The organism is Enterocloster citroniae (assembly GCF_040545455.1).
Classification (GTDB): domain Bacteria; phylum Bacillota; class Clostridia; order Lachnospirales; family Lachnospiraceae; genus Enterocloster; species Enterocloster citroniae.
On the sequence record NZ_JBEPLZ010000017.1, the window covers coordinates 80,222 to 92,063 of the forward strand.

At 43.1% G+C, this 11,842-nt stretch carries 11 protein-coding genes; all 11 read right to left on the reverse strand.

From position 1 onward, the window contains the following. Nucleotides 1-5 precede the first annotated feature (5 nt). A complete protein-coding gene (gene aepY, locus ABID13_RS19510; RefSeq protein WP_048929643.1) occupies nt 6-1,133 on the reverse strand; it encodes a phosphonopyruvate decarboxylase in 1,128 nt (375 codons plus the stop codon). A gap of 11 nt (nt 1,134-1,144) precedes the next feature. Further along, a complete protein-coding gene (locus ABID13_RS19515) occupies nt 1,145-2,116 on the reverse strand; it encodes an aldo/keto reductase family protein (RefSeq protein ID WP_197092174.1) in 972 nt (323 codons plus the stop codon). After that, entirely contained in the window at nt 2,109-3,485 is a 1,377-nt protein-coding gene (locus tag ABID13_RS19520; protein WP_048929642.1) for an MmgE/PrpD family protein, read from the reverse strand. Before ABID13_RS19520 ends, ABID13_RS19515 begins: the two co-directional genes overlap by 8 nt. A 55-nt stretch (nt 3,486-3,540) precedes the next feature. Then, on the reverse strand, nt 3,541-4,713 hold the full coding sequence (locus ABID13_RS19525; RefSeq protein ID WP_354021176.1) for a polysaccharide deacetylase family protein: 1,173 nt from the start codon (nt 4,711-4,713) through the stop codon (nt 3,541-3,543). 67 nt (nt 4,714-4,780) lie between these two features. Next, a complete protein-coding gene (locus ABID13_RS19530) occupies nt 4,781-4,978 on the reverse strand; it encodes a hypothetical protein (RefSeq protein WP_354021177.1) in 198 nt (65 codons plus the stop codon). Nucleotides 4,979-5,015: 37 nt separating this feature from the next. Continuing rightward, nucleotides 5,016-6,245 (reverse strand): ATP-grasp domain-containing protein, encoded by a 1,230-nt coding sequence (locus ABID13_RS19535; protein WP_048929640.1) that lies wholly within the window; start codon nt 6,243-6,245, stop codon nt 5,016-5,018. Between the two features lie 44 nt (nt 6,246-6,289). Then, nucleotides 6,290-7,723 (reverse strand): lipopolysaccharide biosynthesis protein, encoded by a 1,434-nt coding sequence (locus ABID13_RS19540; RefSeq protein ID WP_045092693.1) that lies wholly within the window; start codon nt 7,721-7,723, stop codon nt 6,290-6,292. Then, the gene (locus tag ABID13_RS19545) at nt 7,720-9,048 is read right to left on the reverse strand and encodes a hypothetical protein (RefSeq protein ID WP_045092692.1); all 1,329 of its coding nucleotides are present in this window, start codon (nt 9,046-9,048) and stop codon (nt 7,720-7,722) included. The genes ABID13_RS19540 and ABID13_RS19545 overlap by 4 nt, the downstream gene beginning before the upstream one ends. A gap of 43 nt (nt 9,049-9,091) precedes the next feature. After that, the gene (locus ABID13_RS19550; protein WP_052665747.1) at nt 9,092-9,838 is read right to left on the reverse strand and encodes a sugar transferase; all 747 of its coding nucleotides are present in this window, start codon (nt 9,836-9,838) and stop codon (nt 9,092-9,094) included. A 30-nt stretch (nt 9,839-9,868) separates the two neighbouring features. Further along, nucleotides 9,869-11,176: a DegT/DnrJ/EryC1/StrS family aminotransferase gene (locus tag ABID13_RS19555; RefSeq protein ID WP_048929639.1), complete on the reverse strand. Its 1,308-nt coding sequence runs from the start codon at nt 11,174-11,176 to the stop codon at nt 9,869-9,871. After that, nucleotides 11,166-11,705, reverse strand: a complete 540-nt coding sequence (loaP, locus tag ABID13_RS19560; RefSeq protein ID WP_045092690.1) for an antiterminator LoaP — start codon at nt 11,703-11,705, stop codon at nt 11,166-11,168. Before loaP ends, ABID13_RS19555 begins: the two co-directional genes overlap by 11 nt. Nucleotides 11,706-11,842 lie beyond the last annotated feature (137 nt).

Genomic DNA, 11,842 nt, shown 5'->3' on the forward strand with positions numbered 1-11,842 from the left:
TTCCCTCAATCTTTGTTGAGTTCGTATATCAAACCGTCAACCGCCTCTTTATGTAAGAAATCAAGGGGCGGCAGCTTTCCACTAAGCCCCTTATGGATCCGGACGTCTATGAAAGAGGCCTGACCACTATTCTTTAAATCATCCAAAGCTTTGATCAGTTCCTCCCTTGTGCCCACAGGTTTTCCGATCGTCCGGTAGCCGCACGCCTGGGCAATTCCGGTGAGATCCACCAGATGACCGGCAGAAGGCTGCCCGCCCACGGATTCATGGGCACCGTTATTCAAAACAATATGAATGAAGTTGGGTACATCCAGTTTACTGACCATGGTCATAGCCCCAAGGTGCATCATCACTGCCGAGTCGCCGTCCAGACAAACCACCTTCCTGTCCTTCTTCTCCAGTGCAATTCCAAGGGCAACCGAAGATGTGTGTCCCATGGCTCCTACATTCAGGAAATCATGGTCCTTACCTTCCTTTCGCTTCTCCCTCAAAAAGAAGAGTTCTCGGGTAGCCCGCCCCGTGGTGGCAGCATAAATCGTCTCAGAAGGCAAATGGTCAAGGATGATCTCAATCGCCTCTTCCCGGTTCATCGGATACCTGTCATCCCTGTTGTCTGTCTTTTCCCCGGCCATAACCCCCTTTGGAGCAATCAGTGCGTAAGGCTTCCGGTTCTCACGGGCATAAGAGACAGCTGCGGCCAGTACATCTCCTATCTTCCCGTTGTCATCCTCCAGCACGGTATAAGGGATGTGCATAATATCCAGGAGGCCGGGGGTGATCTCCCCCTGCAGCTCATGCTGCGGCCAGTCGCCTGTACCCGGCCGTCCCCGCCAGCCAATCAGCAGCAGCATAGGTACAGCATATACATGCTTGTCCGCCAATGACACAAGAGGATTTACCGTATTGCCCATTCCGCTGTTCTGCATATATACCAGCGGTATCTCCTTTGAGGCAAAATAATACCCTGAGGCAATCCCTATGGCATTGCCTTCGTTTGCCGCAATAATCGTTCGGTCCGGTGCGTTCTTTAATATATGATTGCAAAAACCATTGAGATATGAATCCGGTACCCCGGTAAAAAAGGTTACACCATTCTTTTTCAATTCATCCAACACTAGATTTTGATCTAACATCTCTCCTCCTACTACTCTTTTGCAGTGCCTTTATAAAATGTGAAGTACTCCGGGCTGTCCGCTTTACACAGTTCCCAGGCTGAAGAAAAAGCATCGGCCACATCTGAGGGCAGCGGACCTGCATTCACAGCTTCCATATTCTGCTTTAAGTGGCTCAGCTTAGACGCTCCCACCAGGATGGCATCCCCCCGGCGTTCATTCAACATGGAGTGATACGCCAGCCAGCGGTATACCGCCTCAATGATGCTGATGCCATTCCGTTCACATGCTGCTTTTATCACATCCGCCGCATCAAAGTAAGACTTTTTCCAATACCGTTTCTGGTAGTTGGGCCGATGTGTAAACCGCCCTTCCGCCGGTGTTTCCTCAAACCTGCCATACCGTCCTGTCAGCAATCCACCTGCCATAGGATTGTAGGCATAGAACCGCATCCCAAAGTAATCCAGGGCTGTATTTAATTCTGTTTCCGCTTTTCTGGTCAGCGGATTATAGATGCCCTCATAGACTGTTGGCAGTACCCAGCCATGTTCCCTGCACTTGTGGTAAACATCTGCCGCCAGCCAGGCGGGGAAGTTGCTGAGTCCAAGTTCTTTATATTTTCCCTGATCATAAAGAACAGCGCAGGCTTCCAGTACGGACTCCACAGGAGTATTCAGATCAGGAAAATGAAGATAAAATGTATCCACGCTGTCAATCCCCAATCTGTCCAGGGACTCGTTCAGCTGTTTAAAGGCAGCTTCTCCGTCCAGTTTTCCGGATATCCTGGGGTTGACCTTGGTAGAGATTTTTATTTTATCCCTACCCATTTTCTTTATCACTTCCCCCAAAAGGGCCTCACACCGGCCTTCGTTGTACACATAAGCGGTATCCAGTTCTTCATATCCGGCATGGAGAAACGTCTGGATAAATGCCTCCACGTCCGGATGAAACACGGATTCGCCAAATGTCATTGTGCCGAGAACCAGTTTTATTTTCTTATTCATCTGCAGGCTCCTGCCTTTCCGTTATAAACAGTTCCAGTATTTCTCTCACAGACACATTTTCCCGGTAAACAGTATCAAAAATACGGCTGCCGGCTTCCCTGCCGATGCCTGCATAATCCATCAGCCCATGGTACCGTTCCTTAAACTCCTCATCACTCAGCGGATTTTCAGGCTCCCCTTTGGGGAAGTCAACACGTTTTTCAAGTGTCCTGTTATCCGTGGTTTTAAGCTCCACTACCGCAGCCTGAACCGCTGGGAACGCTGCGCTGATTTCCTCATCCGGGACAACCGTTACCCTCTTTGTCAGATCAAGGACAACCTTGTCCTGAACACCTGCTTCACTAAACTCCTGCAGGCCTGCTTTACCGTATAGGAAGCCTGCCGCTGCGCTGTAAGGTATACTCATCTTTGCCGAATAGGATCCCAGGATATCCACATGGTCATGGCCGCTGACAGCCAGTGAATACGTTTTGATATGAATGCTCTCCACATCCCCTGCTGTCAGGCCATACTCATTTCTCAGCTCAATGACGGCTTCAATGGAAGGGTGCGTGTAACGGCAGGAGGCATATGGCTTTGTGTAGGTCTTTTGGATCGCGTATGTACCATTCAAAACCACGGGCTTTAACTCTATATCCTCTTTTCCTGTCATCATCCTGAAATAGCCGCGGTTTCCCCCCAGTGGATCCGGATGTCCCTTAAAACCTGCTTTTGCAAGCTGTATAGAGGTGAGCGCAAGCAATGCAGCCTTTGCCACATTGTAGGGTTTCAGTTCCGAGCCGTCATCCAGGACTTTTAACATCCCCGTAGCGGATACACATGCTGCCGCAAACGCGTTGTACCTCTCTTCTTCCGAAAAGTCCAGCATATAGGATGCTGCTATCGCTGCCCCCAATACACCGCAGGTACCGGTTGCATGATAACCAAGTGCTTTATGTCCGGGCTGGATGGAAACAGCCATTGTATAAGAAGTTTCATAACCAATAACTGCAGCCTTCAGCATATCCTCAATCTTTACATCATACCTCTGGGCCAGTGGAAGAAGCAGTGAAAAAATGGGAGAACCCAGATGTATGATCCCGGAGTTGGTTCCATCGTCAAAATCAAGTGCATGGGCATTTAAACCATTGAGAAATACGGCTTCTTTTAATGCCAAAGTCTCTTTTGTTCCAATTACCGTAAACTCTCCCTGTTCCGGATTAGCAAATGCAATATAGTCTTTAATCTTCTTATTTTGAAATTTTGCCCCTGCAGTTGTAACCGCAACATAATCAAGCAAGGATTGCCTTGCTCTATTTAAGACATTCTCCGGTACCATCTGCCTTTGAATCCTGTCTATTGAATTAATAAACCTGTTTGAAGTATTCACGCACCAATCTCCAATCTCATCAATTTACTTTTTATTCTTAATAGTCAACTGGGGGTCAATGCTGGAAATATGCCTCATAGCCATCTTTTGCCGACACAATTTCAACGCCCTTGCTTCTGGCATATTCAATTGCCTCCTTTAGCATTGGTACATACACCAGATGTCCCACAGTTCTTTCATATTCACTTCCATCGCTGTCAGTAAGTGGTTTTCCTTCCTGATCATACAATGGAATCACCTCATTATTTTCGTCATATACAGGCTGCCCATCTGTGTCCACTTCCACCAACTGACACCATTTTGTATTTGAAGTGTGAAACATCATAATTTCCCAACCACCGCAAACTGATACTGTGTCTATATATCTTTTAATATCTTCTAAATCATAATCTTCCCTGGACTTATCACCATCACCGGATGCAAAATCAATCCTATAGCGTTTTAGTCTATATGGATCCGAATCCTTTGAGTTGATCGTATTTCCTCCAATAATGATTCCAGCTTTAAATACAGATCTTGCTGCATTTAACATGCGTATCTCATATCCTGTACTGGATGAATAAACAAGAATATCTCCGGTTTCAATTCCCTCATCTAACAACTTATCTCTAGCTGTAGTCAACCTTTCCCTAATCTCTAGATCAGATAGCAATAACAGATCATTGGGGGTTGGATGGGAATAGGTATGGCACAACACCTCTGCCCCCATAGCATGACAGGTTTTAATATCCTCCCAAGTCATCCATTTGCTACTGCTGCCAATTCGAGTAGTCGTTACCGCAGTTGAAATACTTACCCCCATCTCATTACAGAGAGGAAGAATATCTTTTAGATAGAGGATTCCCCCGTCATCATCAATAATTGTTAGCATTGGATTTCCGTAATCGGGTAATGTAAAACTGATTTTAGGATTTAGAACCGTATCAATATGTTCCTCACCACTCGAAACCTGTAGTCTAACATCAATCCCGGAAAAAGAGCTCAAATCCGGTATCTTATAAACCGCACTCTCCTGTATTGCCAATAACCTGAATCCATCTGGATATTCTTCATTAAAAGCCCTGAAAACCAACTCCACTGGTGAATCTGAATTAAGTTCTACATATACAATTTCTCCTGTTGCCATCCACTCCGGGATACTGTTCTTTCCACCTGAAAGGGATACAAAACTGGCTTTTTCAGGTATTCCATAAATATGCCAACTACCATTCTCCCCTTCATAAATCATTCCATTCGACTCTTTTACTCCTTTTTGCAGCAAAGTCGGTTGTTTCGATACATCCGCTATCTCTTGATCAGAATGCCCCCCCCCCCCCACCTACAGCCGTCAGTGTTTCGTTCGTGTCTTGGGCATCTTTTTCCTGCATAACAGCACTTGTAGCATCAGCACTTTGAACTGCATGTTTCTCAGATATATTTCCTTTGTGTGCACATCCGACCAAAATCATATTTAAACTCGCAAGGCACAATACTAATACAACCAGTTTTTTCATCCTCTTACTCCTTTGTAAATACAGCATTAATATTAGTTTATACTGTAAGCTCAGGCAACAGATCATGCCTCATAATATCATTCCCATCCGTATCTAATACTTTTACAGAATCTACAAACGTTCTGTGTTTTTGGTTGAATTCTTCTATGGTATCTGCTTGTATCGTAACTCCTGCTACACGGTCACTACTGCTTGTAATACCATTAAACCTCATCCCCCTCGGTCTCAAGCAATGAAAATCAGATATGTTTCCCTCTTTCAGTTGTTCCTCAAACCCTTCCATGTGATCAAAAACGCCAGGCCTGCAATATATGAAGTCATTAACAATATATTTATTCTCAGGTGTGCAAACCTCAATAACCGGCTTAATTCCCATAGTTAGATCAACCACTGCTTTTATGACATCAACCCCACAAGAATGTCTGATAAGCAGGTATTTCATTCCCCCTCCAGTACGTGCACAAAATTCTAGAACAGACACTTGCTCTCCGTCTGTAATCATCTGTACCAGCATAGGTGCATTTTTAATCTCAAAAGCATCTGCAATCTGTTGAGAAACTTTTCTGATTTCAGCAAACAGTTTAGGAGAAGCATGCACTGGAAACCTGCCGCGGAAGATGACAAAACGATCATCATCCCTTATTTTTTCGCTGTTGGAAACGCACAGAATATGCACCGTTCCATCCACCACAAAAATATCTGCACTAATCTCTTCCCCGGCAAAGAATTCTTCTACCAATGCAGTTTTAGTACGACTGATCTGCACTGCATCATCAAAAGCGCATTTCAATTCTTCCATATTCCGCACTTTTCTCACCCCTTTAGAGCTATAAGCATCCACAGGTTTAACAATAAGAGGATATTGCAAATTCCTGATTCGGGACAGATCCAGTTCATTCATTACAACATACTGTGATGTGGGTACCCTATTCTCAACAAAAACCTTTTTCATCAGTTCCTTATCAGATACCATCTTTGCAGTCTTATAATCAAGATAGCAAGGAAGCCCCAGCATTTCCGATACCTGGGCTACAACTAAAAGCACCTGGTCCGCACAGCAGGTGATCAGAAAATCAACGCCTTCCTGAACAGCAATATTTCTCACCGCTTCTATATCAAAAATATTGACTTGGCAAAACTGATCCGCATAAGGGCGTGCAAGGGCGTTTTCGCTTCCATCTCCAAGTACTGTTGCAATATTGCGTTTTTTTAATTCCTTAATTAATGTTATTTGAGGCAAGCCCCCTGCCAACACAAAGGCTTTCATATAAACATTTCCTCCCAGTTTTCTCATTTTAAGTAGCAGTGCCACTACACTTTCCTATATCTTTTAACAAATCCTAGTATTTCTTGGCGTTTCGTTACAGCTGCAATTCCTGAACATAGAATGAGTACCATGATAAATCCCCAACGAATCACTGTGAACCGATAAAATATCAGCGAAACCGGAATTAATATTACAGATACCAGAAGTTCTGCAGCCAAATCTTTTGCAGGAAGTATCTTACTGATATCCATCTTGATGGTTATGATATAATGCATCATAATTAATAAGATCTGGCAGAAAACTGTCACATAACATGCGGCACGGTATCCCCACATCAACACCCCCACTATATCCAAACCAATATTAATAACTGCTACAATAGAAGTTAGAATTGCTGCATAATGTGTTTTCTTATAAAATGTTTCAAGATTTACAAATTGTGATGTCAAAGCCGTAAACACTCCACACAGCATATTTGCGGGAAGAACATATACGGATTCCGCATAACTTTTACCCCCCAATATCCTTACAATCTCAGGGCCAATCATTAATACACCGAACGTACAGAACAGAATAAAACACATATAGACCCGAAATGCCTTTCTGATAGCAAAATAGTCCTGATTGTCCTGTTTATCATAAAACCATGGCGCCCAGGCATTATTGAGGGACTGAACAAAAATCAGCATGATATGTGCGCATGTTGTCGCAAGCACAAGCCATGCAACCTCGTCCGATGAACACAAATGCTGCACAATCACCCGGTCTGAATTTAAAAGGATCTGACTTCCAAGAAAACTAAATACTAAAGGGAGTCCCATGGCCAATGCATATTTCCAGGATTTCAGACGTATGACTGCACTTTTTTTTATAAAAAAAACATAGAATATAACACCGGCAATAATATATGGAACATACTGTCCAATAATCCTGCCAAGCAGCCGATCATCCTCCAGCCAATACACCAGAGCCACTGCTATCAGAGAAGATCCCACTACTAATGCAAAGGATATGGCGGAGCTAAGCTTATATTTGTATTCAACTCTCTGTTTTGCCTGAAACATTAAGAAAACAGGTTGTGCAAACAGATAGGCAAACATAATAAGGATATACTTCCGGTCTAGGAGAAGAAGCCTGTGAAAGAATTCCGGAAAAATTAAGTATAACGCCAGCGCAACAGCTGTTATCATACTACTCAGGACCAGACAGGATGTAATGTAGCTGTCCAGTTCCCCTTCCTCTTTGTAATCAAATCTTGCCCTATTCAATGTCGCGTATATTTCCAGACCACAGATAATCAGAAAGGTGGATTGCCAGCTTGCAAATACAGAAAAATTCCCATATTGCTTTGTTGTCATCAGTCTGGTAAAAATAGGTGTGGTAATAAAGACTAGACCCCGCGTCAAAAAATTTGATACCACATACCAAAAACTTGACTTTAATAATATTTTTGTATTCACTGACTCAGTTGTTTTCATATGTGCCATCCTTCATTCCATGGACTCCCGGTCTTTATGGACCTTTTCAGAAATTTCTTATCATACGCATAGTGTCCATCCATTAGTACAATAATGTAGTACATCATATAAAAGGTTCCATGTGTATGAGCCGTAAAAAAGGAAATAACTACAATAATACAAGTCAACCAAAAGTATGCTCCTTTTAGCTTAAATAATCCCTGGACATAAAATGCATACGAAAGAAAGATCCCAATAAGCCCATACTTATACAACGTTGCATAAAATCCTGACAAATTGAATTCTATCTCACTGACATTATCTGTCACTCCAAATATGAATGACTTACCTGACAAGCCTCCGACCAGCATCCTTGCCAGCCTGACCCTTCCGTTGATCGCCGTTGATTGATTGCCTGATCCGGAATTAAAAATCCGTATTACAATATTCCGAAAAATATCCACCTCAAAATACATTACAGTCAACACAGTAAGAAATACTATTAAAATCCCCACATTCTTAGGCGAAATCAAATTCCGGATCCTTGCTATATTCTCATCACTTTTCCCGTTTTTATATAAAGCAAAATACACCCCCCATAATCCTATTGCCACACCAAGTCCCATACCTGATGTGGAAAGGACCATGCCCGCCGTAATAATAAACGCCATCTTCATCCTCCATGGCTTCATATTAGGAGATAATAAAAGCAAGCACAGGACAGGGAAGCAGTAGATAAATAGATGAGAGGGCTCCAAAAAGAAGGCACTTGGTCTATAAAAACCATTACTTCTGCCTGTTATATTAATTAAGCCGGTTTTAGCCCCAAGTATCCATATACTGCTTTCCGGAAGCAGGAGAGATGTGGGGACAAATTGGAGATGAAAATGCAATAGATAATATAGTATGTATTGTATGATCAAACAAACGCCTGCAATGCAGCTTATATGTGTTGCAGATTTTACAAAATACCGAACATTAACACAGCCACTTGCAATTGCAAAAAAGAAAACCATCATAAACGCACCATACAACAGTTTGCTAAAGCTTATATCGTGAGAAAATGTCTTATAAAGCTGGAACAACATCAAAGGACTAATCGCCAACAGACACCTTGAATCAAATTTCCCATTTACCATTTTCTTCAGCAGCTTTAGCAATATATATGGCGATATTACAAGAAGAGCAGAAAAACCAGCATTCTTGTAAAAGCCCTTATAATGCTGCAAAATACAGCTGATTGCAAGAATAAATGCACAAAACCGATCAACCAGCGAGTTATTGTCAATACCATAAGTGATGAATCCATATTTATATATTTTAAAATACCTATTTTTTATATACATACATTAAAATCTCCTGCCAACCTATGCCCCAATGATGTCTTCCTCATTGCCCTTTTTCCGTTACTTCAGCTTCCTCCTTTATAATTTCATGCCTCGGTCGTGTTTCATTAAGATTTGTTCCATTAAACCTAATCCTATCGGAGTTCGTTCTCATTTCACTTTTAGAAAGCATAATCTTAATTGTTTTTAATACCATTTTGACATCAAGGAGGAAGCTGACATGTTCAACATAATATATATCGCTCTCAAACTGTACATTCCACGTCCAGGACGCCGCAGTCAATTTGTCATCTCCACCAATCTTCCAGCACCCAAGTCCAGGGCGAACACTATGACGATACTTGTGACGCTCATTATAAAGTGGTAAATATTCAATCATCAATGGACGTGGGCCTATGATTGACATAGTCCCATTAAACACATTAAAAAGGCTTGCTAATTCATCTAGAGAATATCTTCTCAATATACGGCCAAATGGCGTAATACGTTTACTTGGATGAAGAAGTTTTCCATTCTTATCACACTCATTAGACATGGAGCGAAACTTATATACACCGAAAATTTTTCCATCTTTTCCTGGCCTCTTATCAATATAAAAAATAGGCTTTCCATGATACACCAGTTCTAGAATAGAAATAACCACTAACAATGGACTCAATACAATGATTGCAATCCCGCTCAGCAGAATGTCAAGCAACCTTTTTATATATTTTGAATAAATTGTATTACGTGGTTTTGGGATATCTGTTCTTATTTCCATTTGCTCGGCAACATCTTTGTTCATCCCCATTAATCCTTCCTATCTTTCAACTTTTTATTGTTACTCAAAACACCTATGTATAATATCTATCACAACATCCTGTTCCTCTGCCGTCATCTTGTTGTCACTGGGAAGGCACAGTCCTCTCTCAAAAATATCAGCGCCCACATCCACCACATCCTCCTCTTTGATATAGACGTTACTTCCAGCCCTCCCCGAGCCAAACCTGGTAACAAATCCATGCATTCGGTAGACAGGCTGCATATGCATCGGTTTCCAGATCGGACGGCCTTCTGCGTTAAAAGCGGCAAGGGCCTCCAAAATCTCTGCAGGGCAGGACCTTCCCGGCTCGCTGATATAAAGCGAGTCCTTTTCACCGCGGACCTGCGGACACATTGCTTCCTTTTTAATGGTCAGACAGCTCAGCCAGTAGTTCGGCACACTGTTCTCAGCGTCAAAGGGATTCATCTCCACAGGGAGGTCGATTAAGCCTTCTTTGTACCTCTTATAAATTGCTTTCTTCTGCCTGATATGTTCTTCCAAATAAGGAAGCTGTCCGCGAACAATACCTGCTATGATATTGCTCATGCGATAGTTGAACCCCAGCTCCTCATGTTGATACCACGCCGCATCCTCCCGGCTCTGTGTGGACCATTTTCTTGCCTTGTTTGCATCCTCCAGGCTATCGGTCAAAAGCATTCCCCCGGAACTGCCGGTCACAATTTTGTTGCCATTATAGGAAATTACTGACTCTGTACCGAACATACCGGTCTGGACGCCCTTATATGTGGCACCAAAGGACTCGGCCGCGTCTTCCACAATCAGCGCTCTATGCTTCTCACAGATAGCCTTGATCTCATCAACCTTTCCAGGAGTTCCATACAGATGGGCTGTTACAACCAGCTTCACATCCGGGTAAATCTCAAACGCCTTTTCCAGGGCAACCGGGTCCATGTTCCAAGTATCATACTCCGTATCTATAAAAACAGCCTCTCCTCCCTCATATGCTACGGGATTTACCGTTGCGCCAAAGGTCATATCAGAACAGAATACTTTGTGTCCTTCCAGGGAACCTTTGCCTATCTTTGACTGTCCGTAGATTCGCTCAGCACAGAGTCTAACAGCAAGGTGGAGTGCTGCCGTGCCGGCTGACAGTGCAACAGCATATCCACGCCCGACCTTTGCAGCAGCAGCAGACTCGACTTCATTTATATTTTCTCCAACCGTACTCACCCAGTTTGTTGTGATTGCCTCGTCTACCCATCTCTGCTCATCACCGTGCATAGTAGGGGAAGAAAGCCAAACCTTACTCTCAAACGGCTTGATCCCTTGAAATCTTGGGTCAGATAAGAATTTATTAGTTACCATGTTTATATTCTCCCTTGGATTGTTTTCTAACGATCTCCAGTCCTATTTTTACGTCAATTTTTCTTCCGAACATGTCCATCTGCACAACAGCAAACCGTTTGTGCCGGTCAATAAATGTGATCTTTCCTTCCATTTTCTTAATGGGGCCGGAGGTAATAATCACCTGATCTCCCACAATGTATCCCCGGGACATTTCAAACAGATGATCGCGGCCGCCTGTATCTGTCAGCATTTTCCTTTCTTCCTCCCTTAAAGGTATAAACCCCGCACCATCTCCAAGGATCTTTGTAAATTCCGGTATTTTTTTCAACTCCTGAAACAATTCATCCACCCGCTCTGTAATGAGGAATACATAACCTGGGAATAAAACAGACCGCTCCTTATGCCATTCACCCTGATAGCGTTTCATCCGTTCACAGTACGGGATAAAACATTCTGTCAGCACTGTCCTGTCCACAATCTTTTTGATCAAATGCAGAACAGACTCTTCCCTTCCGGTCCTCACCTGCACTGCATACCAGTTTTCCATTCCCATATCCTCCAGCTTTTCAGGGACTTTATCCGTTCTCAGTTCCTCGATCCTAATTGATTTCACGGTTTGTTGTTCCACTCAAAAGGGCATGCTCCGCCATCCCATGGACAAGACCTGCCGCCTTACGTTTCTCC

Excerpts from the sequence above, each read along its gene's own strand:
- aepY (WP_048929643.1), bottom strand. The coding sequence starts at position 1,133 with ATGTTAGATCAAAATCTAGTGTTGGATGAATTGAAAAAGAATGGTGTA.
- ABID13_RS19515 (WP_197092174.1), bottom strand. The coding sequence starts at position 2,116 with ATGAATAAGAAAATAAAACTGGTTCTCGGCACAATGACATTTGGCGAA.
- ABID13_RS19525 (WP_354021176.1), bottom strand. The coding sequence starts at position 4,713 with ATGATTTATGAAGGGGAGAATGGTAGTTGGCATATTTATGGAATACCT.
- ABID13_RS19530 (WP_354021177.1), bottom strand. The coding sequence starts at position 4,978 with ATGAAAAAACTGGTTGTATTAGTATTGTGCCTTGCGAGTTTAAATATG.
- ABID13_RS19535 (WP_048929640.1), bottom strand. The coding sequence starts at position 6,245 with ATGAAAGCCTTTGTGTTGGCAGGGGGCTTGCCTCAAATAACATTAATT.
- ABID13_RS19540 (WP_045092693.1), bottom strand. The coding sequence starts at position 7,723 with ATGAAAACAACTGAGTCAGTGAATACAAAAATATTATTAAAGTCAAGT.
- ABID13_RS19545 (WP_045092692.1), bottom strand. The coding sequence starts at position 9,048 with ATGTATATAAAAAATAGGTATTTTAAAATATATAAATATGGATTCATC.
- ABID13_RS19550 (WP_052665747.1), bottom strand. The coding sequence starts at position 9,838 with ATGGGGATGAACAAAGATGTTGCCGAGCAAATGGAAATAAGAACAGAT.
- ABID13_RS19555 (WP_048929639.1), bottom strand. The coding sequence starts at position 11,176 with ATGGTAACTAATAAATTCTTATCTGACCCAAGATTTCAAGGGATCAAG.
- loaP (WP_045092690.1), bottom strand. The coding sequence starts at position 11,705 with ATGGAAAACTGGTATGCAGTGCAGGTGAGGACCGGAAGGGAAGAGTCT.